The sequence below is a fragment of the Pseudarthrobacter adonitolis genome (genome assembly GCF_055412845.1).
Genome location: NZ_JBVAYW010000008.1, coordinates 110,435 through 134,969, shown reverse-complemented (window position 1 = coordinate 134,969; position 24,535 = coordinate 110,435). Strand labels below are relative to the sequence as shown.

Annotated in this window: 25 protein-coding genes; 20 read left to right on the top strand and 5 right to left on the bottom strand. The window is 64.1% G+C overall.

The window, feature by feature from the left end; genetic code table 11:
• Positions 1-139: 139 nt before the first annotated feature.
• From ACZYZ4_RS11055 to ACZYZ4_RS11035, 5 genes are all read left to right on the top strand, one after another.
• Complete coding sequence (locus tag ACZYZ4_RS11055) at positions 140-703, top strand: hypothetical protein (protein ID WP_463860794.1); 564 nt, start codon at positions 140-142, stop codon at positions 701-703.
• A 10-nt stretch (positions 704-713) separates the two neighbouring features.
• On the top strand, positions 714-1,547 hold the full coding sequence (locus ACZYZ4_RS11050; RefSeq protein WP_463860793.1) for an exodeoxyribonuclease III: 834 nt from the start codon (positions 714-716) through the stop codon (positions 1,545-1,547).
• A gap of 17 nt (positions 1,548-1,564) precedes the next feature.
• Positions 1,565-2,677 (top strand): tryptophan--tRNA ligase, encoded by a 1,113-nt coding sequence (gene trpS / locus ACZYZ4_RS11045; protein ID WP_463860791.1) that lies wholly within the window; start codon positions 1,565-1,567, stop codon positions 2,675-2,677.
• A gap of 4 nt (positions 2,678-2,681) precedes the next feature.
• Positions 2,682-3,287, top strand: coding sequence for a 2'-5' RNA ligase family protein (locus ACZYZ4_RS11040; protein WP_463860789.1), 606 nt, complete (start codon positions 2,682-2,684; stop codon positions 3,285-3,287).
• 94 nt (positions 3,288-3,381) lie between these two features.
• Positions 3,382-4,389 carry a YihY/virulence factor BrkB family protein gene (locus tag ACZYZ4_RS11035; RefSeq protein ID WP_463860841.1) on the top strand — a complete coding sequence of 336 codons (1,008 nt, stop codon included), beginning with the start codon at positions 3,382-3,384 and terminating at the stop codon, positions 4,387-4,389.
• Here the strand turns inward: ACZYZ4_RS11035 and ACZYZ4_RS11030 are convergent.
• The 5 genes from ACZYZ4_RS11030 to sdhC all read right to left on the bottom strand — a co-directional run bounded on the left by ACZYZ4_RS11030 (position 4,346) and on the right by sdhC (position 8,768).
• Positions 4,346-5,116: an alpha/beta hydrolase family protein gene (locus ACZYZ4_RS11030; RefSeq protein ID WP_463860787.1), complete on the bottom strand. Its 771-nt coding sequence runs from the start codon at positions 5,114-5,116 to the stop codon at positions 4,346-4,348. The genes ACZYZ4_RS11035 and ACZYZ4_RS11030 overlap by 44 nt on opposite strands.
• A 94-nt stretch (positions 5,117-5,210) precedes the next feature.
• Positions 5,211-5,993, bottom strand: a complete 783-nt coding sequence (locus tag ACZYZ4_RS11025) for a succinate dehydrogenase iron-sulfur subunit (RefSeq protein ID WP_058929685.1) — start codon at positions 5,991-5,993, stop codon at positions 5,211-5,213.
• A gap of 1 nt (position 5,994) precedes the next feature.
• A complete protein-coding gene (gene sdhA / locus ACZYZ4_RS11020) occupies positions 5,995-7,803 on the bottom strand; it encodes a succinate dehydrogenase flavoprotein subunit (RefSeq protein WP_463860784.1) in 1,809 nt (602 codons plus the stop codon).
• A gap of 104 nt (positions 7,804-7,907) precedes the next feature.
• On the bottom strand, positions 7,908-8,384 hold the full coding sequence (locus ACZYZ4_RS11015) for a succinate dehydrogenase hydrophobic membrane anchor subunit (protein ID WP_463860782.1): 477 nt from the start codon (positions 8,382-8,384) through the stop codon (positions 7,908-7,910).
• A gap of 3 nt (positions 8,385-8,387) precedes the next feature.
• A complete protein-coding gene (gene sdhC / locus ACZYZ4_RS11010; protein ID WP_463860780.1) occupies positions 8,388-8,768 on the bottom strand; it encodes a succinate dehydrogenase, cytochrome b556 subunit in 381 nt (126 codons plus the stop codon).
• Positions 8,769-9,024: 256 nt separating this feature from the next.
• Here sdhC and ACZYZ4_RS11005 point away from each other — a divergent pair, with 256 nt between their 5' ends.
• From ACZYZ4_RS11005 to ACZYZ4_RS10935, 15 genes are all read left to right on the top strand, one after another.
• Positions 9,025-10,158, top strand: a complete 1,134-nt coding sequence (locus ACZYZ4_RS11005) for a mannose-1-phosphate guanylyltransferase (RefSeq protein WP_463860778.1) — start codon at positions 9,025-9,027, stop codon at positions 10,156-10,158.
• A gap of 74 nt (positions 10,159-10,232) precedes the next feature.
• Positions 10,233-11,432, top strand: a complete 1,200-nt coding sequence (locus tag ACZYZ4_RS11000; RefSeq protein WP_463860776.1) for an amidohydrolase — start codon at positions 10,233-10,235, stop codon at positions 11,430-11,432.
• A gap of 131 nt (positions 11,433-11,563) precedes the next feature.
• Positions 11,564-11,998 (top strand): MarR family winged helix-turn-helix transcriptional regulator, encoded by a 435-nt coding sequence (locus ACZYZ4_RS10995; protein ID WP_463860775.1) that lies wholly within the window; start codon positions 11,564-11,566, stop codon positions 11,996-11,998.
• Positions 11,999-12,044: 46 nt separating this feature from the next.
• A complete protein-coding gene (locus ACZYZ4_RS10990) occupies positions 12,045-12,476 on the top strand; it encodes an organic hydroperoxide resistance protein (RefSeq protein WP_463860773.1) in 432 nt (143 codons plus the stop codon).
• A 2-nt stretch (positions 12,477-12,478) separates the two neighbouring features.
• Positions 12,479-13,495, top strand: coding sequence for an NADP-dependent oxidoreductase (locus tag ACZYZ4_RS10985; RefSeq protein WP_463860839.1), 1,017 nt, complete (start codon positions 12,479-12,481; stop codon positions 13,493-13,495).
• 300 nt (positions 13,496-13,795) lie between these two features.
• Entirely contained in the window at positions 13,796-14,902 is a 1,107-nt protein-coding gene (locus ACZYZ4_RS10980; RefSeq protein WP_463860771.1) for a BMP family lipoprotein, read from the top strand.
• Between the two features lie 175 nt (positions 14,903-15,077).
• Entirely contained in the window at positions 15,078-16,706 is a 1,629-nt protein-coding gene (locus ACZYZ4_RS10975) for an ABC transporter ATP-binding protein (RefSeq protein ID WP_463860769.1), read from the top strand.
• The gene (locus tag ACZYZ4_RS10970) at positions 16,699-18,066 is read left to right on the top strand and encodes an ABC transporter permease (RefSeq protein ID WP_463860767.1); all 1,368 of its coding nucleotides are present in this window, start codon (positions 16,699-16,701) and stop codon (positions 18,064-18,066) included. The genes ACZYZ4_RS10975 and ACZYZ4_RS10970 overlap by 8 nt, the downstream gene beginning before the upstream one ends.
• Positions 18,063-19,388, top strand: coding sequence for an ABC transporter permease (locus ACZYZ4_RS10965; protein ID WP_463860765.1), 1,326 nt, complete (start codon positions 18,063-18,065; stop codon positions 19,386-19,388). The genes ACZYZ4_RS10970 and ACZYZ4_RS10965 overlap by 4 nt, the downstream gene beginning before the upstream one ends.
• Positions 19,389-19,393: 5 nt before the next feature.
• On the top strand, positions 19,394-19,837 hold the full coding sequence (locus ACZYZ4_RS10960) for a cytidine deaminase (protein ID WP_463860837.1): 444 nt from the start codon (positions 19,394-19,396) through the stop codon (positions 19,835-19,837).
• Positions 19,834-21,147 (top strand): thymidine phosphorylase, encoded by a 1,314-nt coding sequence (locus tag ACZYZ4_RS10955; RefSeq protein ID WP_463860763.1) that lies wholly within the window; start codon positions 19,834-19,836, stop codon positions 21,145-21,147. Before ACZYZ4_RS10960 ends, ACZYZ4_RS10955 begins: the two co-directional genes overlap by 4 nt.
• Positions 21,148-21,152: 5 nt before the next feature.
• Positions 21,153-21,782, top strand: a complete 630-nt coding sequence (locus ACZYZ4_RS10950; protein ID WP_463860761.1) for a DedA family protein — start codon at positions 21,153-21,155, stop codon at positions 21,780-21,782.
• A gap of 104 nt (positions 21,783-21,886) precedes the next feature.
• Positions 21,887-22,615, top strand: coding sequence for a DedA family protein (locus ACZYZ4_RS10945; protein WP_463860759.1), 729 nt, complete (start codon positions 21,887-21,889; stop codon positions 22,613-22,615).
• Between the two features lie 39 nt (positions 22,616-22,654).
• On the top strand, positions 22,655-23,806 hold the full coding sequence (locus ACZYZ4_RS10940; protein ID WP_463860758.1) for an adenosine deaminase: 1,152 nt from the start codon (positions 22,655-22,657) through the stop codon (positions 23,804-23,806).
• A 61-nt stretch (positions 23,807-23,867) separates the two neighbouring features.
• Positions 23,868-24,500 carry a MazG nucleotide pyrophosphohydrolase domain-containing protein gene (locus ACZYZ4_RS10935; protein WP_463860835.1) on the top strand — a complete coding sequence of 211 codons (633 nt, stop codon included), beginning with the start codon at positions 23,868-23,870 and terminating at the stop codon, positions 24,498-24,500.
• The last annotated feature ends 35 nt before the right edge of the window (positions 24,501-24,535 follow it).

The following is a 24,535-nucleotide window of genomic DNA, read 5'->3' as shown; positions in this document are numbered from 1 at the left end:
CTCAGATAGAAGATGAATTTCCACCCCTAGCTCGATTCACGCTACGCCGCGGCCTGATCAGGCACAATGGCTTCAAGGCACCTGTTCGCCGGGGGTGGAAGGTGCCATCGGGTGCCGCGGCGTTTGAGACAATGGACCCATGCGATCTCTGGGTAGTCCTCAATCTCCGTCCGGCCGGTCCAAGGGCGGTTTCTCCATGCTCCGGATAAGTGGCCCGGGAATGGTGGTCTTTGTCATCGCCTTCCTCGTTGCCGTGATCTTTGCCGCCAACCAGAACGACGTCGTGGGCTGGGTTGTGGCGATCATCGCCGCCTTCTGGCTGGCGCTCGCAGCGTTCGTGGTGTTCAGCATCCAGAAGGCCGCCAAAAAAGCCGGCGCCAAGCTGACGGAAGCCCAGAACGCCTTCAACAGCGCAGCCGGCCGCGCGCCGTCGTCGCCCTCGGCCGACCACGGCGGCACTCGGGTGGTGTACGAGCGGACCGAGGCGGACGAAGTCCGCGACCTCAAGCTGGACCACTCCTTCAAGATCGTCCAGGTCCAGATCCAGGTGGTGGAGAAGGAACGCGCCAAGGGTGATGCAGCGGACCAGGATACGATCCGCCGCGCGCTGGAGACCATCGAGATCACCGCCACGAACGCCCGCGACATGATCCGTGCCGGCGGCAGCACCGGGGACCCGGTCAGCGGAACCATCATCGACTAGAGTAGAGCGGGTGAGCTCGGCATTGAAGAAGGACCACCTTCGCATCGCATCAGTCAACGTTAACGGCCTCCGGGCTGCCTACAAGAACGGTATGGCGGCATGGCTGGAGCCCCGCGAGGTGGACATTCTCTGCCTCCAGGAAGTCAGGGCGCCTGACGCGATCGTGCGCCAGCTGCTCGGTGATGGCTGGCACATCCTGCACGCCGAAGCTGAGGCCAAAGGCCGCGCCGGCGTCGCCATTGCGTCCCGTGAAGAGCCGCTGGACACCCGAAACGGCATCGGCGACGACTACTTCGCCACCGCCGGCCGCTGGGTTGAGGCTGATTTCAGGGTGGCCGACGCCGGGGGCAACCCCGCGCAGCTGACCGTTGCCAGCGCCTACGTGCACTCGGGCGAGGTCGGAACCCCGAAGCAGGTGGACAAGTACCGTTTCCTGGATGTCATGACCACCAGGCTGCCGGAATTGACCAAGCACAGCGATCACGCACTCGTGGTGGGCGACCTGAACGTGGGCCACACTGAGCGGGACATCAGGAACTGGAAGGGCAACGTTAAGAAGGCCGGCTTCCTGCCCGAGGAGCGTGCCTATTTTGACCGCTTCTTCGGCGAGGAATTGGGTTGGAAGGATGTCCACAGGGGCCTGGCGGGTGACGTCGACGGACCCTACACGTGGTGGTCCCAGCGTGGCCAGGCTTTCGATAACGACACCGGTTGGCGCATCGACTACCACATGGCCACCCCGTCCCTCGCCGCAGCCGCGTTCTCGGCAGTGGTGGACCGGGCTCCCTCGTGGGACACCCGATTCTCTGATCATGCCCCGCTGGTAGTGGACTACCGGCTCTAGATTTAAGGCCACAACGAATGACCACCTCTTCAACAGTCACCGGCCCCGCTGCGTCCCCGGCAACTGACGCCGTGACCGCCCAGGCAAAAGCGGACCAGCCCGCCACCGGCGTCCGGCACCGCATCCTGTCCGGCATGCAGCCGTCGGCCGATTCGCTGCACCTCGGCAACTACCTGGGCGCCCTGGTGAACTGGGTCCGGATGCAGGATGAGTACGACGCCGTCTTCTTCATCCCTGACCTGCACGCGATCACCGTCCCCCAGGATCCCGCGGAGCTGGCCCGGCGCACACGGGTGACCGCAGCCCAGTACATCGCCGGCGGCGTGGACGTGCACAAGTGCACACTGTTCGTCCAATCCCAGGTGCCAGAGCACGCACAGCTCGCGTGGGTCCTGAACTGCATTACGGGCTTTGGTGAAGCGTCCCGCATGACCCAGTTCAAGGACAAGGCGCAGAAGCAGGGCACGGATTTCGCCAGTGTGGGCCTCTTTACCTACCCCATCCTGCAGGCGGCCGACATCCTCCTGTACCAGCCGCAGGGCGTCCCGGTGGGGGAGGACCAGCGCCAGCACGTGGAGCTGAGCCGCGACCTCGCCACCCGCTTCAACTCTCGCTTCGGCGAAACGTTCACGGTCCCGCAGCCCTTCATCCAGAAGGAATCCGCGAAAATCTACGACCTGCAGAACCCCACGGCGAAGATGTCCAAATCGGCAGAATCGCCGGCCGGTCTGATCAACCTCCTCGACGAACCCAAGGTCACGGCCAAGCGGATCAAGTCCGCTGTAACCGACACGGAAACGGAAATCCGCTTCGACCGCGAAACCAAGCCCGGTGTCTCCAACCTGCTCACCATCTTCTCCGGAGTGACCGGCCAGAGCGTGGAGCAGTTGGTGGAGGCTTACCAGGGCAAGATGTACGGGCACCTCAAGGTGGACCTGGCGGAGGCTGTGGTGGGCCATCTGACTCCCATCCGCGACCGCGCCAACGAGCTTTTGTCGGACCCTGCCGAGCTGGACAGGCTCCTGGCCCATGGGGCTGACAAGGCCCGGGAGATCGCGGCGGCCACACTCAGCGACGTCTATGCCAAGGTGGGGTTCCTTCCCTATGGCGGCGCCCCGGGAGCCCGCTAAGCCGATGTCGGTCTCGAGCAATGTCAGTGAAGGAATGAGCGTAGGCGTCATTCTGGGATTCCCCCCTGCCATCGCGGAAGAACTTCAACGGTGGCGCGCATCGTTCGGTGATCCCATGGCGGGCGCGATCCCTGCCCACATCACCCTGGTCACCACTACTCCCACCCTGGACTGGGACGCAACGTGGCAGCACGTCCGTGAAGTGGCCCGGCGTCAGGCGCCGTTTATGGTGACCATTGCGGGGACCGGCACCTTCCGGCCTGTTTCCCCAGTGGTGTACATCAACGTGGAGGACGGTTTCGACTCCTGCGTGGACCTGCACGAAAAGCTCCAGACCGGCCCGCTCCAGCGTGACCTGCCGTTCTCGTATCACCCGCACGTGACGATCGCCCACGATGTTGCTCCCGAAAGCCTCGACGAAGCCGAAACGGCGCTTAAGGACTATAGGGCGACGTTCCCTGTGGTTAGCATGGGACTTTACGAGCACGATGCTGACGGCATCTGGCAGCTACGGGAAGAGCTGGACTTTGGGACCGAAACTGACAACAACGCCGGGGCTTGGGCCGCGGACGCAGCCGCCAACTCCGGCGGACCCACCTCTTCCCGCTGAACACGGGCGGCTGAAGCTGGCCGTCATCCAGAAGCGGACGGAGTGGGGCAAAGCCAAGAGGTCCGACGGCGGCCCGGTGGCCAGCCTGCTGGCGATGTTCCAGTTGCTCCTCGCGCGGCTGAATGCCTTCCGGCCTATGCGTGCCTGGCATCACTACAACCTCCAGCACGGTCCGCTGATGAGCGCCGGCATCGGCTTCCGGATGTTCTTCTCCATCACCGGCCTGTTGGCTACGGGTTTTTCCATCGCCGGGTTGGTGCTGCGGGGCCAGCCCGTCCTGCTGGACACCATTATCGGCAGCGTGGCGCAGAGTGCTCCCGGGCTGCTGAAAGTGGATGGCGGGGAGGGCCTGGTGGATCCCCGGGACCTGCTCAACCCTGACGGTCTCGGCTGGACGGCAGTGATTGCGGCAGTAGTCACGATCGTAACGTCGCTGGGCTGGATCGCTGCCCTGCGGGACGGCCTTCGTGGCGTGATGCAGCTCCCGCCCCGGAAGATCAATCCGATTGTCCTGAAACTGCGCGACGCCGGCACACTCCTCCTCTTGGCCGTTGCTTTGGTGATCAGCGCCGGAGCCTCCCTCGTGTTTGGAACCGCCGCAGGCTGGGTCAAGGATTTTTTGCAGTTGGAAGAGTCAGTTGCAGGGCCGCTGACCACTGTCATCAAAATCGGTGTCCCCTTGACGCTCAACTGGGTTACGGCGTTCATCATGTTCCGCCTGGCCGGGGGCCTGAAGCTGTCCAGACAGGCGCTCCTGGAAGGCACCATCCTCGCCGGAGTCGGGACGGCTGCGCTGCAGGTCTTCAGTGCCGAACTGCTCGTCGGGGCGGGCCGGAATCCCATCCTGGCACCGTTTGCCATCATCATCGGCTTGCTGATTTGGTTCAACCTGGTCAGCCAGGTCTACCTCGTGTGCGCCAGCTGGTCCGCGATCCGTGAAGGGGACCTGCGCAGCGTTCCTGGGGGGCACGAGAAGGCCGGGTGGGGCTCACGCCAGATCCAGCCGGGCAAGGTACCGATGGAGGGGCGCGGCGACAAGGACCGGGCAGGCGCCGCGGCTACTGCCCGGCGTCGAGGTATTGGTCGGCCCAGGCAGAAATAATCCTGGCGGCCCGGGCTGCCTGGCCCTTGCCGGTCAGCAGGTGGTCGCTGCCTTCGAGTGAGACGAAGTTCCGCGGATGGCGGGCCGTCTGGAAGATGCTGCTGGCGTTCTCAATGCCCACAGTGTTGTCCGTGGGGGAGTGGAGCACTATCAGCGGCTTGTGCAGCTGCCGGATGCAGTCCGTGAGGTCCGCGTTCTGCAGGTCCTCCACAAAGTGTTTCCGGATCTCCACGCGTTTCCCGCCGAGGTCCACTTCCGCGCTGCCCTCGCTGAGGATCTTGTCCAGTGCAGTGTCGAAGACGTGGGCCACGTGTTTAGGTGAGAACGGGGCACCTACTGTTGCGACGGCGTCGAGCTCCGGGATCTGGCGGGCCGCGGACAGTACGGCGGCCCCGCCGAAGGAGTGGCCCACCAGCAGGGAGATGGGTTTGCCCTGGGCGCGCATGAACTCGGCGGCCTTCACGGTGTCGGCCACCTTGTGGCTGAAGGAGCCCTCCGACCAATAGCCCGCGGAGTCGCCGAGCCCCAGGTTGTCGAAGCGGAGCATGCCGATCCCGGTGTCAGCCAGAGCCTTGCACATCCGGGAGGCCGAGGGGCTGTCCTTGCCCAGGGTGAAGCCGTGGGAGAACACTCCCCAGCCACGTACCGGCCCCTCCGGGACGTCGATGATGCCTGACAGGAGCTCGCCGGTGGAACCTTCGAAGCTGACTTTTTCGGAGCGGGACATCGCGTGCTGCTTTCGTTGGTGCCGTCAGGTGTTAAACAACGACGGCGCCCATCCCACCTAAGGTGGGTGACGCCGTCGTAAGCAAGAACCTGAATTAGATCTTACGGGAGAGAATTGCCTGCTTGACTTCGGCAATTGCCTGGGTCACCTGGATGCCGCGGGGGCATGCTTCGGAGCAGTTGAAGGTAGTGCGGCAACGCCACACGCCTTCCTTGTCGTTCAGGATTTCCAGGCGCATGTCGCCGGCATCATCACGGGAATCGAAGATGAAGCGGTGCGCGTTGACGATCGCCGCCGGGCCGAAGTACTGGCCATCGGTCCAGAACACCGGGCAGGAGGACGTGCACGCCGCGCAGAGGATGCACTTGGTGGTGTCGTCGAAACGCTCACGGTCCTCGGCAGACTGCAGGCGTTCCTTGGTGGGCTCGTGGCCCTTGTTGATCAGGAACGGCATGACTTCGCGGAAGGACTGGAAGAACGGCTCCATGTCCACGATCAGGTCCTTCTCCACCGGCAGGCCCTTGATGGGCTCAACGGTGATGGGCTTGGTGGTGTCCAAGTCCTTCAGGAGCGTCTTGCAGGCAAGGCGGTTACGGCCGTTAATGCGCATGGCATCGGAACCGCAGACACCGTGGGCGCAGGAACGGCGGAACGAAACGCTGCCGTCAATTTCCCACTTGACCTTGTGCAGGGCGTCCAGCACGCGGTCGGTGCCGTACATGGTCACCTTGAAGTCGTCCCACGTGGCGTCCTCGGACACCTCAGGGTTGTAACGGCGGACGCGCAGGGTGACGTCGAACGTGGGGATCTCTCCGCCGCCTCCGATGTGTGCGGGCAGTTCGATCTTGGAGGCTGGCTCAGCAAGTTCAGCGGTCATCTTAGTACTTCCTCACCATCGGCTCGTAGCGAGTAAAGACAACCGGTTTGGTGCCCAGACGGATTCCGGCTGTTGTTTCCGCGGTCCCCGCGGTGCCGTCGGCCGGGGCGTGGTCATCCTTGTACGCCATGGAGTGCTTCATGAATTTTTCGTCGTCGCGTTCCGGGAAGTCCTCGCGGAAATGTCCGCCGCGGGATTCCTCACGGTGCAGGGCGGCCACGGTCATGACCTTGGCCAGTTCCAGCAGGAAGCCCAGCTCAACGGCCTCGAGCAGGTCCAGGTTGAAGCGCTTGCCCTTGTCCTGGACGCTGATGCGCTTGTACCGCTCCTCGAAGGACTCGATGTCCTTCAGGACCTGGTTCAGCGTGTCAGCGGTGCGGAAAACCTGCATGTTGGCGTCCATGGTGTCCTGGAGTTCCTTGCGGATCACAGCCACCTTCTCGTCGCCGTTGCCGTTGCGGGCAATGTCCAGCAGCTCGATGGTATAAGCCTCCGGGTCCTCCGGAAGGTCCACGAAGTCAGCAGACTTGGCGTACTCCGCGGCGGCGATGCCGGCGCGCTTGCCGAACACGTTGATGTCCAGCAGTGAGTTGGTGCCCAGGCGGTTGGAGCCGTGGACAGAAACGCAGGCGACCTCGCCGGCGGCGTAAAGGCCCGGGATGACGGTGTCGTTGTCCTGCAGGACTTCGGTGGTGATGTTGGTGGGGATGCCGCCCATGGCGTAGTGCGCCGTGGGGAACACCGGAACCGGTTCCGTGTACGGTTCCACACCCAGGTAGGTGCGGGCGAACTCGGTGATGTCCGGGAGCTTGGCATCGATGTGCGCCGGCTCCAGGTGGGTCAGGTCCAGGAGGACGTAGTCCTTATTCGGGCCGCAGCCGCGGCCTTCACGGACTTCGTTGGCCATGGAGCGGGCCACGATGTCACGCGGTGCGAGGTCCTTGATGGTGGGGGCGTAGCGCTCCATGAAGCGCTCACCCTCGGAGTTACGCAGGATGGCGCCCTCGCCGCGTGCGGCTTCGGAAAGCAGGATGCCCAGGCCGGCGAGGCCTGTTGGGTGGAACTGGAAGAACTCCATGTCTTCCAGTGGGATGCCACGGCGGAACGCGATGCCCATTCCGTCACCTGTCAGGGTGTGGGCGTTGGAGGTGGTCTTGAAGACCTTGCCGGCGCCGCCCGAAGCGAAGATCACGGACTTGGCCTGGAACACGTGCAGCTCACCGGAGGCGAGGTCATAGGACACGACGCCGGCAACACGCTTCTGCTTGTACGGCGTGCCGTCCTCGCGGACAGCGTCTTCCTCGACCGTCAGGAGGTCCAGGACGTAGTACTCGTTGTAGAACTCCACGTTGTGCTTTACGCAGTTTTGGTACAGGGTCTGCAGGATCATGTGGCCGGTGCGGTCTGCTGCGTAGCAGGCACGGCGGACGGGTGCCTTGCCGTGGTCGCGGGTGTGGCCACCGAAGCGTCGCTGGTCGATCCGGCCCTCGGGCGTGCGGTTGAACGGCAGGCCCATCTTCTCCAGGTCAAGCACGGCGTCGATGGCTTCCTTCGCCATGACCTCGGCGGCGTCCTGGTCAACCAGGTAGTCGCCGCCCTTGATGGTGTCGAACGTGTGCCATTCCCAGTTGTCTTCTTCGACATTGGCAAGGGCCGCACACATACCACCCTGCGCCGCACCGGTGTGCGAGCGGGTGGGGTAGAGCTTGGTCAGTACTGCTGTGCGCGCGCGCTGACCGGACTCGATCGCGGCGCGCATGCCAGCGCCACCGGCACCGACGATGACGACGTCGTACTTATGGACCTGCATACTTGGGCGCTCTTTCTCTCAAAATTCGCTATAAAACAAGGGGCGGGCGTTGCCTGCACCGCCAAATACAGCCTGCGGCTCACCGCGGGCAGCGGATGAACGGGCTACGCGGGGCAGAAGCCGCCGGGCAGCGGAACACCGTCAATCACGGGGCACGGGTTGAAGGTGAAGATCACCAGGGTGCCAAGGACGATGATCACGGTGGTGGCCGCGTAGAGGACGATCTTGAGCCAGAGACGGGTGGAATCCTTCTCGGCGTAGTCGTTGATGATGGTGCGTACGCCGTTGGTGCCGTGCAGCATGGCCAGCCACAGCATGGCGAGGTCCCAGATCTGCCAGAACGGGTCAGCCCACTTGCCGGCGACGAAGCCGAAGTCGATGGCGTGGATGCCTTCGCCCACCAGGAGGTTTACGAAGAGGTGCCCGAAGATGAGCACCACCAGCACTACGCCGGACAGGCGCATGAACAGCCAGGCGAGCATTTCGAAGTTGCCCCGGCTTGCGCCCGTGCGGCGGTACTGGGGGGAGATCTTGCCGCTACTGTTTTTCCCACTGCGTGGGCTTTCGATCGTTGCAGTCATGGCTTAGTGACCTCCAAAGGCGAGGGAAAGGTGGCGGATGGAGAAGCCGACCATAACAATTACCCACAGGGCCAGGACGGTCCACAGCATCTGGCGCTGGTACTTGGCGCCCTTCTTCCAGAAGTCGACGGCGATGATCCGCAGCCCGTTAAAGGCGTGGAAGACGATCGCGGCAACCAGGCCCGTTTCACCCAGGGCCATGAGGGGGTTCTTGTAGGCACCGATAACAGCCGTGTAGGCCTCGGGGGACACACGCACCAATGAGGTGTCCAGCACATGGACCAACAAGAAGAAAAAGATCACTACACCGGTAATCCGGTGTCCTACCCAGGACCACATGCCTTCACGGCCGCGGTACAAGGTGCCAGCTGGTTTTGTCGGCACTGATAAACCTCCCTGCAACACAGCGGCGCTGGCATGAGATCCACGCGGGGGGAACGCCTGCTGCGAGAGCAACTCGTAGCTCAGGCCTAAATCTAGGCTTCGCTCACAGCTTATTCAATTTAGGAACTCCTTGGTGACCCCGCAATGCCTGCGTTTTGCCTGCATATGAGACGAACACCACATCATGGCGCGCCCGCGGGAGTTGGCGGAGGGTTCCGAAAGGGCAGTTTACGGCTCGTCAGCTAAAGTAGCCGTGATGAGTACAGACAAAGTGACAAGCCCGGATTCACCCCTGAACCGCTTTATTGCGGTGATTCCGGCAGGCGGAGTGGGGACCCGCCTCTGGCCCCTGTCGCGCGCAGCAGCTCCCAAATTCCTTCATGACCTCACGGGGTCCGGCAGCACTTTGCTGCGCGCCACCTACGACCGCCTGGAGCCGCTGGCAGGCAGGCGGGTCCTTGTGGTGACCGGCACTGCACATCGGGCCGCCGTCTGCCGTCAGCTGCCCGAGGTCCAGGAGGCTGACTTGGTCCTGGAGAGCGAGCCCAAGGATTCCGGCGCCGCCATCGGCCTGGCTGCCGCCATCCTCTACGAGCGCGACCCGGACACCATCATGGGATCCTTCGCCGCTGACCAGGTCATCAGTCCGGACCATCTCTTCCAACAGGCTGTCCGCGAGGCCATCCACACGGCCGCCGCCGGCAAGATCGTGACCATCGGCATCAAGCCGACCCACCCGTCCACCGGCTTCGGCTACATCCGCGCCGGCGCGGAACTCCACATCGACGGTGCGCCCAGCGCCCAGGCCGTGGTGGAGTTCGTGGAGAAGCCGGACGAGGAAGTTGCCCAGCAGTATGTGGACAGCGGTGAGTATGTCTGGAACGCGGGAATGTTCGTGGCTCCCGTTGCCTTGATGCTGAGGCACCTTGAGGCCAACCAGCCGGAGCTGTTCAAGGGCCTGCGGGAGATCGCCCAGGCCTGGGACACTCCCGAACGCGATGCCGTCACAGCCCGCATCTGGCCCACACTGCCCAAGATCGCCATTGACTATGCGGTGGCCGAGCCTGCCGCCGCCGCTGGCGACGTGGCCGTTGTGCCAGGCACTTTCGGCTGGGACGACGTCGGGGACTTCGCTTCCGTGGGCCGGCTCAACAGTGCGCGGGAAGTCGATGACGTCACCGTTATCGGTGAAGGCGCCCGGGTTTTCACCGAAAACGCCAGCGGTGTGGTGGTTTCGGACACGAAGCGCGTTATCGCCCTGATCGGCATCAAGGACGTGGTAATCGTTGATACGGGCGATGCCCTGCTAGTGACCACCAAGCAGCATGCGCAGCGGGTCAAGGGAGCCGTTGACGCGCTCAAGGCCAGTGGCGACACTGACGTTCTGTAGCTCGTGGCGCGGCACACTCTGTAACGCGCCCGCCGTGATGACGCTATTCCGTGGACGCTCGCTAGAGTAAATGAGTGCGTAATTACACTACTGAAGCCGAGCCCACCGCATTAGTGCGGCCATGGTTGGAACCACTCCTGCCGGAGCTGATCGACTTCCGCCGGGATCTGCACGCGCACCCCGAGCTTTCCTTCAAGGAATTCCGCACCACGGACAAGCTGGTGGAGCGGCTCGAAGCCGCCGGGCTGACCCCTCGGCGGCTTGAAGGCACCGGCCTCACCGTCGATATCGGCGCCGGCCCGATCGCCTCTGCGCTCCGCGGCGATATTGACGCCCTGCCCATCATTGAGGAAACCGGCTTGCCGTTTGCCTCAAAGAACCATGGCGTCACGCATGCGTGCGGCCACGATGTCCATACCGCCACCATGCTCGGCGTTGCCCTGGTCCTGCAGGGCATGCACCAGGAGTCACCGCTGGGCGGGTCCGTCCGGATTATCTTCCAGCCGGCTGAGGAAACCATGCCCGGGGGCGCGCTTTCCTGCATCGAGCAGGGCGTCCTGGAGGGTGTGCCGCGCATCTTTGCGCTGCATTGTGACCCGAGGATCGACGTCGGACGCATCGGTACGCGCATCGGCGCAATTACGTCCGCTTCGGACACGATCAAGATCGAACTGAGCGGCCGCGGCGGCCACACGTCCCGGCCGCACCTCACTGAGGACCTGGTGTTCGCGCTGGCGCAGATCGCTGTCAACGTCCCCGCCGTGCTGTCCCGCAGGGTGGATGTCCGTAGCGGGGTATCCGTGGTTTGGGGACAGATCAATGCCGGATCGGCACCCAACGCCATTCCCGGCACGGGTTACATGGCCGGCACGATGCGCTGTCTTGACCGCGACGCCTGGCATGATGCCGGCGAGCTTTTGGACGAGGTGGTGCAGCAGGTGGCCGCGCCTTATGGTGTGGACGTCCATCTGGAACACACCAGGGGAGTGCCGCCGGTGGTCAACTCGGAGCACGAGACTGCGCTCATTGAGGCCGCAGCCCGCGCCGAAATTGGTGAGGGCGCCGTAGTGCTGACGCCGCAGTCCATGGGCGGCGAGGACTTCGCCTGGTTCCTGGCTGAGCGTCCCGGCGCGATGATGCGCCTGGGCACCAAGACCCCGGGCGGCGAAGAGTATGACCTGCACCGCGGTGACTACATCCTGGACGAACGCGCCCTTGGCCTGGGCATCCAGGTCCTCACGGCAGCAGCCCTGCGGACAATCCGCGACCTCTAGCACCCGCACCCCCGCGCGAACTGGCAGCTAATACCTTCAAATCCCGGTTTTGTGGGTATTAGCTGCCCGTTCGCGCGTCTCTTTGACCAGATAAGTTGTGGACAATTGAATTGTGGACTAGCGTATAAGGCATGACTGAAGCCCCCCGCCTCGACCGACAGGTGTGTTTTGCCCTGTACTCCGCCTCCCGCGCGGCAACGGCGGTCTACCGCCCCGTGTTGGACGACCTCGGCCTGACGTACCCGCAGTATCTGGTGATGCTGGTCCTCTGGGAATCCGAGCCGAAGGGAGTCAAGGAGCTCGGCGAGGAGCTGGGCCTTGACTCCGGCACGCTGTCGCCGCTGCTCAAGCGCCTTGAAGCCATGGGGCTCGTGGAGCGCCGCCGGTCCGGTGAGGATGAGCGCCGTGTTGCAGTCCACCTGACGCCGGCCGGACGCTCGCTCAGCAGCAAGGCCAGCGGGATTCCACGGCACCTTGCGGACGCCGCAGGGTTGTCAGCCGATGAGCTGGACCAGCTTCGCACCACTCTGGAAAGGCTCACCGAAGCACTTCACCGCGCGCACTGAGCCACCAAGATTTTCCGTTATCCACATCCAACAGGACGGACCACATATGAAGACTCTCTACACTGCCGAGGCCCTGGCTTCCGGCGAAGGCCGGGACGGCAACGCCCGCACCAACGACGGCAAGCTGGATGTCAGCCTGGCCAGCCCCGTGGAGCTGGGCGGTGATGGCCAGGGCACCAACCCGGAGCAGCTTTTTGCCGCCGGCTACGCGGCCTGCTTCCACTCGGCGCTCCGCCTCGTGGGGCGCAAGGAGCGTGCAGACCTGACCGATTCAGCCGTGGCGGCCAAGATCCACTTTGGCGCGCTGAACGACGGCGTGGGCTACGGCCTCGCGGCTGAACTGGAGGTCGCGGTTCCGGCCCTGGATTTCGCCACGGCCGAGTCCCTGGTGGCCAAAGCGCACCAGATCTGCCCCTATTCCAACGCCACCCGCGGAAACATGACCGTGGACATCAAGATCCTGGAGTTCGCAGCGTGAGCCTGACGACGGCGCTTCCAACATCCACCCGGGAAATCCGCCTGGTCTCACGTCCGGTAGGGCGTCCCGTTCCCGAAAACTTCCGGCTGGCAGAGTCACCGCTGCCGGAGCTTCAGGACGGCCAGATCCTCGTCCGCAACCTCTACATCTCCGTAGACCCCTACATGCGCGGCCGCATGAACGACGTCAAGTCGTACTCGGCGCCGTTCGCTCTGGATGCAGCGCTCGACGGCGGCGCTATCGGTGAGGTTATCGCGTCCAGGGCCGAGGGGCGGAAGGTGGGGGACGCCGTCGTCCATCAACTGGGCTGGCGGGAATATGCCGTACTGGACGCAGACGCAACCCGGGTTGCCCGCACGGACCTTGCGCCGGCGTCGGCGTTCCTTGGCGCATTGGGCATGACCGGCCTGACGGCCTACGCCGGCCTGCTGAAGGTTGCGGAATTCAAGCGCGGCGATGCCGTGTTCGTTTCCGGTGCCGCGGGCGCTGTGGGTTCACTTGTTGGCCAAGTCGCGAAGGCCATGGGCGCCTCCCGTGTCATCGGCAGCGCGGGGACCCCGGAGAAGGTAAAGCGGCTCCTGGAACTGGGCTTTGATGCCGCCTTCAACTACCGGGACGCTCCCGTCCGTGAACAGCTCAAGCAGGCCGCAGGACCCGCGGGTATTGACGTGTATTTCGATAACGTGGGCGGCGATCACCTGGAGGCCGCCCTGGCCGAACTCAACGTGGGCGGCCGCGTGGCCATGTGCGGCGCGATCGCCCAGTACAACTCCACGGAACCTACACCCGCTCCGCGTAACCTGGCACTCGCCATCGGTAAGCAGCTAACGCTCCGCGGGTTCCTGGTGAGCGGGCAGCGCCAGCACAACGCTGAATTCTTCGGGAAGATGTCAGCCTGGCTTGGGGACGGTTCGGTCCGGTATGACGAGACCGTGGTGGACGGGCTGGAAAATGCGCCCCAGGCCTTCATGGATCTGCTCGAAGGCGCGAACACCGGCAAGATGCTGGTGCACCTCTAACCGCTCCTTCCGGCGCGAACGGACACTTGAGAGCCCCCCGCCCGGCGGCCTCACGTGTCCGTTCGCGCTTAAGGGGAGGGCGGCCGCCTGTCGCCATCTACTGGTTGGTAACAAATTCTCAACAATCTTCAGGATCCGGCTCCAATGTGGTAGCCGATGTGCTGCAGGCCACTAATGTTGGTTCTATCAGCGCGCTTCGGCGCAGTGCTGCGGACCGTCAGTGAAAACAGAATTTCAGGGTTGAAACAGACACTCATTGCATTCACGTCGTAGCGCATCTCTCTTCATCCTGGAGGAATCTTGAAGACATCACTGCGTGCACACCTCAAGCGCGGTTCAGTTGCAAGCGTGGCCACCATGGGTGCTACTGCACTCCTGTTGACCAGTTGCGGTGCGCCTCCCGAAGCCGGCAGCCCCAGCGCGACGGCCACCGACTACACGGGCTGCATCGTCTCCGACTCCGGCGGATTCGATGACCAGTCGTTCAACCAGTCCTCGTACGAGGGCCTGAAGAAGGCCGAAGCTGACCTGGGCATCAAGGTCAACCAGGTCGAGTCCAAGACCAACAACGACTTCGAGCCGAACCTCCGTGCCATGGTTGCCGCCAACTGCGACCTCACCCTGACCATCGGCTTCCTGCTTGGTGACGCTACCAAGACCCAGGCCGCGGCAAACCCGGGCAGCCACTTCGCCATCGTCGACTTCGGCTACGACCCGCCCATCAGCAACGTCAAGCCCATCATCTACGACACCGCCCAGGCTGCCTTCCTGGCCGGTTACCTCGCTGCAGGCACCACCAAGACCGGAACCGTGGCCACCTTCGGCGGCATCAAGATCCCCACGGTCACCATCTTCATGGACGGCTACGCCGACGGCGTGAAGCACTACAACGAGAAGAAGGGCACCAGCGTCAAGGTCCTTGGCTGGGACAAGGCCGCACAGGACGGCTCCTTTACCGGTGACTTCGAAAAGCAGGACGTCGGCAAGCAGCTCACCCAGAACTTCCTGGACCAGGGTGCGGACATCGTGATGCCAGTCGCTGGTCCGGTGGGCAAGGGTGCCGGCGCAGCCCTGAACGAAGCAAAGGCGGCCGGCAAGGACGTCAAGATGATCTGGGTTGACTCCGACGGCTTCCTGACTGCACCGGAATACAAGGACATCATGCTGTCCTCGGTCATGAAGCTCATGGGCGAGGCCGTTGAGAGCGTGGTGAAGGAAGACAAAGAAGGCAAGTTCACCAACACACCCTACGTTGGCACGCTGTCGAACGAGGGCGTGCAGCTGGCACCGTTCCACAGCTTCGATTCCCAGGTTTCTGCCGATCTGAAGTCCGAGCTGGACCAGCTCAAGAAGGACATCGTCGACGGCAAGCTGAAGGTCGAGTCAGCGGCAAGTCCCAAGGCATAGTCATCCTCGCTCAGCGCCACCCCCGGATGGTCATCGACTGCCCGGGAGGTGGCGCTTTGCGTTGCAATGCATGCCTCTGCGCTACCGCCCACCCGGGGCCGCAGGCACTAGGCTGGTGCTGCAGCCTCATATCCCGTCCGGTTCATGTACGGACGCTTCGAGATTGGTCAGAGTTTTGAAACTTGAACTCAAAGGGATCACCAAACGCTTCGGCTCCCTGCTCGCCAACGATCACATTGACGTGGTGGTTGAACCCGGACAGATCCACTGTCTGCTGGGCGAGAACGGGGCCGGCAAGTCCACCCTGATGAATGTGCTGTATGGGCTCTACGAGCCCTCTGAGGGCGAGATCCTCATCGACGACAAACCGGTTTCCTTCCGCGGGCCCGGCGACGCCATGGCGGCCGGGATCGGCATGGTGCACCAGCACTTCATGCTGGTTCCTGTGTTCACCGTTGCCGAGAACGTGGCCCTTGGAGCCGAGACCACCAAGGCCGGCGGCTTCCTCAACCTGGAAGATACCAGGCGCAAGATCAAACAGATTTCTGACCGCTACGGGTTCGACGTCGATGCCGACGCCCTGGTGGAGGACCTCCCCGTGGGTGTCCAGCAGCGCGTGGAAATCATCAAAGCATTGGTCCGCGACGCCAGGGTACTGATCCTGGATGAGCCCACGGCAGTGCTGACGCCCCAGGAAACGGACGAACTGCTGGACATCATGCGCCAGCTCAAGTCCAACGGCACCTCGATTGTCTTCATCTCGCACAAGCTGCGTGAAGTGAAAGCTGTCTCGGACACCATCACCGTGATCCGGCGCGGCAAAGTTGTGGGCTCCGCCGATCCCGGCGACTCCACCGCGGAGCTGGCCTCCATGATGGTGGGCCGCGCCGTCAGCCTCACGCTCGACAAAGCCTCCGCCAGCCCCAAGGAGAAGACTTTCCAGGTCAAGGACCTCACAGTCATTGCTCCGAACGGGCAGCACACCGTGGACGGCATCAGCTTCGACATTGCGCGCGGAGAGATCCTGGCCGTCGCGGGAGTCCAAGGCAATGGCCAGACTGAACTGACCGAAGCCATCCTTGGTCTGCAGGAGCGCGTGCAGGGCTCCATTCTCCTGGACAACGTGGAGCTCGTGGGCCGCAGCGTGAAGGACGTCCTTAACGCCGGCGTCGGCTTCGTCCCGGAAGACCGGTCTGTTGATGGCCTCATCGGCACGTTCTCGATCGCCGAAAACCTGATCCTTGACCGTTACGATCAGCCGCCGTTTGCCAAGGGCATCAGTATGAGCCCGGCAAAGGTCCTGGAGAACGCGAAATCGCGGATCGATGAGTTCGACGTGCGGACGACGTCGGGCCTGCTGGCCGCCGGCACCCTGTCGGGAGGCAACCAGCAGAAGGTGGTCATGGCACGGGAGCTGTCCCGGCCGCTGCGCCTCTTCATCGCGTCGCAGCCCACCCGCGGCGTGGATGTGGGGTCCATTGAGTTCCTGCACAAGCGGATCGTCGCGGAACGGGACCAGGGCACGCCCGTCATGATCATCTCCACCGAACTGGATGAGGTCATGGAACTGGCCGACCGCATCGCCGTGCTCTACAAGGGCAAGCTGGTAGGAATCGTTCCCGCAGGAACCGGACGCGACGTCCTGGGCCTGATGATGGCCGGCATCTCACCGGAAGATGCTGCCAGCGCAGACAAGACGAGCGCATACAAGACCGGCCCTGACACGTCAGCCGCCGACAAGACTGACTCCACCGCCGCAGAAAGCCGCGGAACCGCCAGCGCCGAAGGAGGCGATCATGCCTGAAGAGCGTCTCCCTAAGCATGCGGACCAGCATGCGAAACCGCACGAGCCCAGCACGGCGGCGGAAGAAACCGCCGCAGTGGTGGCCGTGGACACGGCCGGTGGTGCCATCCGCCCTTCAGCCGTACCCGCCAGCGCCCAAAGCGGAAAGCTGCCCGGCGGGCCGGACACGCTGGTCCGGAAGATTTTCACCGGCAGCGGCATGGTCTCACTCCTGGCCGTGCTACTGGCACTCGTGATCGGCGGGCTGCTGATTGCAGCCACGGACGAGCGCGTCAGCGCCACCTCGGCATACCTTTTCGCCCGGCCCACCGATTTTCTCTCTGCCGTCTGGGATGCTGCCACCCGGTCCTATGTGGCGTTGTTCCAGGGATCCGTCTTCAACCCCAGAGGTTCCAGCCTGGCCGTCCAGTTCGCGCCGCTGATGGAGACTCTCACCATCGCCACGCCGCTCATCACGGCCGGCCTGGGCGTCGCCCTCGCGTTCCGGGCGGGCCTGTTCAACATTGGTGCCCAAGGGCAGATCATCATGGCCGGCATCCTGGCGGCCTGGGTCGGTTTTGCCCTGCACCTTCCCCTGGGCCTGCACCTGCTGCTGGTGCTGGTTGCAGGCATCGTAGGCGGTGCCCTCTGGGGCGGCCTGGTTGGCCTTCTCAAAGCCCGGACAGGTGCCCACGAAGTCATCCTGACCATCATGTTCAACTACATCGCGCTCTATTTCCTACGGTACCTGCTGAACACGCCGGCATTCCAACGCCCGGGGGAGTCCAACCCGATCTCGCCCATCCTGGATCCCACCGCGATCTACCCCCAGATTTTCGGCTCCCAGTACCGCCTGCACCTTGGCTTTGTCCTGGCCATAGCGGCCACCGTCCTGGTGTGGTGGCTGCTGAACCGCTCCACCGTCGGCTTTGAATTCCGGGCCGTCGGGGCCAACCCGAAGGCCGCGCTGACCGCGGGAATCAACGTCTCGCGGTCCACCATCCTGGTCATGGCAATAGCAGGCGCACTCGCCGGAATGTCGGGCGTTGCCCAGGTGGCGGGCACGGAAAAGGTCCTTACGGATGGGGTCGCGGCAACGTACGGGTTTGACGCCATCACGGTGGCCCTGCTGGGACGTTCGACGCCGTGGGGCACCTTCGCTGCCGGCCTGCTGTTCGGCGCCTTCCGCGCCGGTGCCGTGCAGATGCAAATCCAGACCGGAACCCCCATCGACATTGTCCTGGTGGTCCAGTCGCTGATTGTCCTCTTTATTGCGGCACCTCCGCTGGTGCGGGCAGTCTTCGGGTTGAACCCCCGCCGCAAGAAGCCGGCCAAGGCCGGAAAATCCCACCAGGCAGCAACCACCGGAGGCGCAGCATGAGCGCAACAGCAACATCGCCCCTGCCGGGACGCGGAACGCCCGGAACAGCGCCCGAGGCCGATGTTGCCCAAGCAACGTCGGGCAAACCGGTGCTCTGGAAAACCCCAGTCCTCCTATCGGCACTGGGACTCGTCGCATTTATTTTCTTTGGCCTGATGGGATCAGCGCAGACCGCAAGGTTCGGAATTTCCACCGGCGGAGATTTTTTCCAACTGCCCGCGCTTGAAGTTCCTGCGATGCCGGGCGGCATCGTCCTCTCGGTCTTCATGCTTGGACTGGCGGCCTATGCGGTCTATTTGAAGACCAAGGCCCGGCCGGCCCCGGCCTGGCTGACCATCACCTTTACTGTGCTGTTTGTGGCAGCCTTCCTCATCTGGGTGGTGGGAGGTGCCCGCACGCCCAGCATTTCGCTGGCCGGACTCATCGCCGGTTCGGTCACCCTGGCCGTCCCGCTGGTGTTCGGCTCCTTGTCCGGCGTGCTGTGCGAGCGGGTCGGGGTAGTCAACATCGCCATCGAAGGACAGCTCCTGGGCGGTGCCTTCACCGCGGCAATCGTGGCCAGCATTACGCAGAACCCCTTTGTGGGCCTGCTCGCGGCCGCTGTGGCCGGCGCGGCGGTGTCCATGGTGCTCGCGGTGTTCAGCATCAAGTACCTGGTCAACCAGATCATTGTCGGCGTGGTGCTCAACGTCCTGGTTTCCGGCGTCACGGGCTTCCTGTTCAGTACCGTTATGCAGGCGGACAAAGCCAAGTTCAACTCACCGCCCGGCCTGGACATCGTGGAGATTCCTATCCTGTCCGGAATCCCGATCCTCGGCCCTATCCTGTTCAAGCAGTCGGTGGTGGGCTACCTGATGTACGTTGCCGTCATCGTTGTCTGGGTTGGACTGTTCAAGACCAAGTGGGGCCTGCGGGTCCGCGCTGTGGGCGAACACCCGCAGGCCGCCGACACGATGGGCATTAAGGTCAACGCCACGCGCTTTTGGAACGTGACGCTGGGCGGTGCCATCGCCGGCATCGGCGGATCGTTCTTCACCTTGGTGGCCATCGACAGTTTCACGAAGGAGATCTCCGGCGGACGAGGCTTTATCGCACTTGCCGCGCTGATCTTCGGACGCTGGAATCCTATCGGGGCATTCTTCGCTGCTCTGCTGTTCGGCTTCGCAGACAACCTGCAGAGCATCGTGACCATCATCGGAACCCCGGTGCCGAGCCAGTTCATGGCCATGCTGCCCTACCTGGTCACCGTGCTGGCCGTGGCCGGGCTGGTGGGCCGGTCCAGGCCACCGGCCGCCAGCGGCATCCCTTACGTCAAGGGATGACGGCCATGGAACAGGACCGGGTTTTGCCGGGCTCAACCACCGGATCCGGCTCGGCCGGCGTCGATTGGCGGGCCCTCGAAGCCGCGGCCGTAGATGCCATGAAAAAGGCCTACGTCCCGTATTCGAAGTTCCCGGTGGGGGCCGCGGCCTTCACGGAGGACGGGCGGCTGGTCAGCGGCTGCAACGTGGAGAACGCCAGCTACGGGCTCACCCTGTGCGCTGAATGCGCACTGGTGGGAAACCTGCACATGACCGGCGGTGGGTTGCTGCGCGCCTTTTACTGTGTGGACTCCGCCGGAAACGTGCTGATGCCGTGTGGCCGCTGTCGACAGCTTCTCTATGAATTCCGCGCGCCGGACATGGAGCTTATGACCACCCAAGGCATCAAAACCATGGACCAGGTGCTGCCCGACGCATTTGGTCCCCAAAACCTGGAGGACCAAAGGTGACACAGGCAACTGAGGCATTCGACGCCGTCGACATCATCCGCACCAAGCGGGACCGGGGCGTCCTCAGCCCTGAGCAGATCGACTGGACCATTGACGCCTATACCCGCGGGGTCATCGCGGACGAACAGATGGCCGCGTTGAACATGGCCATTCTGCTCAACGGCATGGACCGCGTCGAAATTTCGCGCTGGACGGCCGCGATGATCGCCTCGGGGGAACGGATGGACTTCAGCGGCCTCCGGCGGCCCGACGGCGGCGTGAAGGCTACCAGCGACAAGCATTCCACCGGGGGAGTGGGAGATAAGATCACGCTGCCGCTCGCACCCTTGGTGGCAGTGTTCGGCGTGGCCGTGCCGCAGCTGTCCGGCCGCGGCCTTGGCCACACCGGCGGCACCCTGGACAAGCTGGAATCGATCCCCGGCTGGCGGGCGGCCCTGAGCAACGACGAAATGATGGCGCAGCTTCAGGACATCGGCGCCGTGATCTGCGCTGCAGGGGCGGGGCTGGCGCCGGCGGACAAGAAGCTCTACGCACTTCGAGATGTTACCGGCACGGTGGAGGCGATCCCGCTGATCGCGTCCTCGATCATGAGTAAGAAGATCGCTGAAGGCACAGGGTCCCTGGTCCTGGACGTCAAGGTGGGCAGCGGAGCCTTTATGAAGGACGAGGCCCGGGCACGCGAACTGGCCGAAACCATGGTGGCCCTCGGCAAGGACGCGGGCGTGAACACCGTGGCGCTGCTGACCAACATGAGCACCCCGCTCGGCCTCACCGCGGGCAACGCGATCGAAGTGGAGGAATCCGTGGAGGTCCTGGCTGGCGGCGGCCCGGAGGACGTCGTCGAACTCACCGTCCGGCTGGCCGAAGAGATGCTGGCCTGCGCGGGCGTCCACGACGCCGATCCGCGCGCCGCCTTGAAGGATGGCCGCGCCATGGACGTCTGGAACCGGATGATCGAAGCGCAGGGCGGAGATCCGCGCGCCAAGCTGCCGGTCGCCAAGGAATCCGAGGTTATTTATGCCCCGGCCGACGGTGTCCTGGTTGGGCTCGATGCCTTGGCAGTCGGCGTTGCGGCGTGGCGCCTCGGGGCGGGTCGGGCCCGTAAGGAAGACGCCGTCCAGGCCGGTGCCGGGATCCGCATGCACGCAAAGCCCGGTGCCATGGTCCGTGCCGGTGAGCCGCTCATGACGCTGCTCACGGACACGCCGGAGAAGTTCGCGCGGGCCAAGGAAGCCCTTGAACACGCCGTCACGATCGCCCCGGAAGGGGCACGCCCGGCGCAACAGCTCATCATCGACCGAATAGCATAGGGACCATGCAGGCCATCAATGAATTCATCCTCGCTGCCGCCGGGCAGCCGTGGGTGCTCCTCCTTGTGCTGGCCTGCTGCCTGATTGACGGGTTTTTCCCGCCTATCCCCAGCGAATCCGTGGTGGTGGGCCTGGCCGCAGTGGCCGCCACCGCGGACGTCCCCAATCCCTGGCTGCTGATGGCCGTTGCGGGCTTGGGCGCTTTCTCAGGCGACAACATCGCCTACCTCATCGGGCGCCGGGTGGGTACCCGGCGCTGGCACTGGATGCGCGGACCGCGTATGCAAGGTGCGTTCCGCTGGGCAGGAGACGAGCTCAGGAAACGGCCGGCGTCGCTCATCCTAGTGGCGCGGTTCATTCCTATCGGCAGGGTTGCCGTCAACCTCACCGCAGGCGTGACCCACTATCCGCACCTGCGTTTCGTTGGCCTGACGGTCCTCTCTGCCACACTCTGGGCCTCCTACTCCGTGGGTATCGGGCTGTTCTTCGGCCAGTGGTTTGAAAACAACCATCTGCTCGGCGCGACCATCGCCATCGTCTGCGCCGTGGGCCTTGGAATCGCGGTGGATCTGATCATTAACCGCATCCGGGGAAAGGTTCCTGTGGTGGAGCGGCTGAAGGATCCGGAAGCCTAGGGTTGCGGCGTCCGAGCGTAGCGGGCGAGGTCCAGGGCATGGGACACTGAAGAGCGATTTACGTCACTTCCGGCTGCATCATTTCGTCTAGGAGCAAGACACGCGTGGAGTTTATTAATGAGGCCGTGCTCCATGCAGCGGGCCAATGGTGGATCTACCCGGTCCTTCTTGTGTTCTTCTTCATTGACGGCTTCGCCATGGTGGTTCCCAGCGAGACGCTGATTGTGGCGCTGGCCGCGTTTTCCCGGCACAGCGGTGAACCAAACCTCTGGATCCTGGGCGCGACAGCACTGATCGGTGCCATCGCCGGTGACAACATGGCCTTTATGCTCGGCCGCAGGATCGGCCTTGACCGCTGGAAGTGGATGCGCCGGCCCAAAGTGCAGAAGGCCTTTGGCTGGGCACGGTATGAACTCGAAAAACGCGGCGCCGTCCTGATTTTCACCGCGCGCTACATTCCCTGGGGCCGGGTGGCGGTCAACTATGTGGCCGGCAGTACCGGCTTTGCGCACCGCCGGTTCTTCCTGCTGGACGCCTTCGCCTGCATCACCTGGGTGGGGTACTCCATCGGCATCGGGATCCTGGCCAGTTCCTTCCCCTGGCTCCACGACAACCCGCTCCTCAGCGCAGGCATTGCGGTGGTGTTCGCCATCGTGCTGGGCATCCTGATCGACCACCTCCTGCGCTGGTGGCACAAGCACCTGGCCCGCAACGACGCCGAAACCGTGGATGAATGGCTCGACGGCGGCCCGGAAGGTTCCCTGCCCGCGCACACCACGGCTTCGCCGCTGTTGGGGTCCTCCCCGGCTGAGGCGGAGCAGCGCGGAAAGTAGCGGCTGGCATAAGCCGCCTGCCGACCCTAAGGTTGGAAGGTGACTGAGCCTATTGTTGACGCTGCCCCTGCTATCGATTTCGACCTGAAGAGCCTGCCTAAGGTTTCGCTCCACGACCACCTGGACGGTGGTCTCCGTCCAGCCACCATCATCGAACTGGCCGAGGCCGTTGGCCACACTCTGCCCTCTACCGACCCGGTTGCCCTGGGCGAGTGGTTCCGCGAATCCGCCGACTCCGGCTCGCTGGTCCGCTACCTGGAGACGTTCGACCACACAGTCGCCGTGATGCAGACCAAGGAAGGCCTCATCCGCGTCGCCCAGGAATTCGTCGAGGACCTCGCTGACGACGGCGTGGTGTACGGCGAAGTGCGCTGGGCACCGGAGCAGCACCTCCAGAAGGGCCTGTCCCTGGACGAGGTTGTTGAAGCCGTCCAGGAAGGCCTCGAAGCCGGCGTGGACGCCGTGACCGCAAGCGGCCGCGAAATCCAGGTGGGTCAGCTGATCACCGCCATGCGCCACGCAGACCGTGGCCAGGAAATCGCCGAACTGGCTGTCCGCCACCGCAACAAGGGCGCTGTGGGCTTTGACATCGCCGGAGCTGAAGACGGCTTCCTCCCGTCCCGGTTCAAGGACGCCTTCACCTACCTCGCCCAGCACAACTTCCCCGCGACGGTGCACGCCGGCGAGGCCGCCGGACTCGAAAGCATCCAGTCCGCCCTCGTTGACGGCCGGGCGCTGCGCCTGGGCCACGGCGTCCGGATCGCCGAGGACATCATGGTGGAGTTCGACGACGAAGACGACGACAGCACGGTGAGCGACGAGGACAGCATCGGCCTGGTCACCCTGGGCGACCTGTCCAGCTGGATCCGCGACCGCGGCATCGCCCTGGAGATTTGCCCGTCGTCCAACCTCCAGACCGGAGCGATCGCCGGTTTCGGCGAAGGCATCGAGAGCCACCCGCTGGACATGCTGTACCAGCTGGGCTTCAACGTCACCATCAACACCGACAACCGGCTGATGAGCGGCGTCACCCTGACGGACGAGTTCGAGCTTCTCGTGGAAACCTTCGACTACGACCTCGACGATCTGCTGGAGTTGACGCTCAACGCTGCCGAGGCATCCTTCCTGCCGCTTGAAGAGAAGGAAGCGTTGGTGGAGTACATCAACGACGCCTACGACAACCTTGGCTGAGCAGGCTCCCATCGATCGGCTGGTCGCTGTCGTAGCCCAGCTGCGCGATCACTGCCCGTGGATGGGCGCCCTCACCCACGCCTCGCTGGTGGAGTACCTCCTGGAGGAGGCCTTCGAGGTTGCCGAGACCATTGAGACCGGCGCGGATGACGCCGAGCTCCGGGGCGAACTGGGCGATGTGCTGCTTCAGGTGGTGCTGCACGCCCGGCTCGCCGAGGAGCGCGGCACGTTCACGTTCAACGACGTGGCGCGCGGCCTTAGTGCCAAAATGGTCCGCCGCAATCCGCACGTCTTCCGGCCCGACGGCACGCTGCAGGACAGCTTCCCTGCCTCGGTGGCGGAGATTGTCCGGAAGTGGGACGCCGTGAAGACTGCGGAACGTCCGGAGCGAACGGGGCCCTTTGAAGGGATCCCGGACGCCCTGCCGGCCCTGGCGAAGGCGCAGAAGTTCCTTGACCGCGCGGAGCGCGCCGGATCTCGCACCCCAACCGCTCCCTATCCTCGCAAGCTCGGTCAGGGAACCCTGCGGTCGTGGGCCCAGGCTCGATCACCGGAGGCAGTCGAAACCGCAACGTCGGAGGAGGAGCTCGGCGACCTGCTGCTCGCCGTCGTCGGCTCTGCACGTGCCAAGGGATTCGACGCCGAACGGGCCCTTCGGGGCGCCATCCGGCGCCAGTTCGCGTCGCCATCATGACGTCCGGGTGATGGATAGGGTTCCGTAACCTGCAC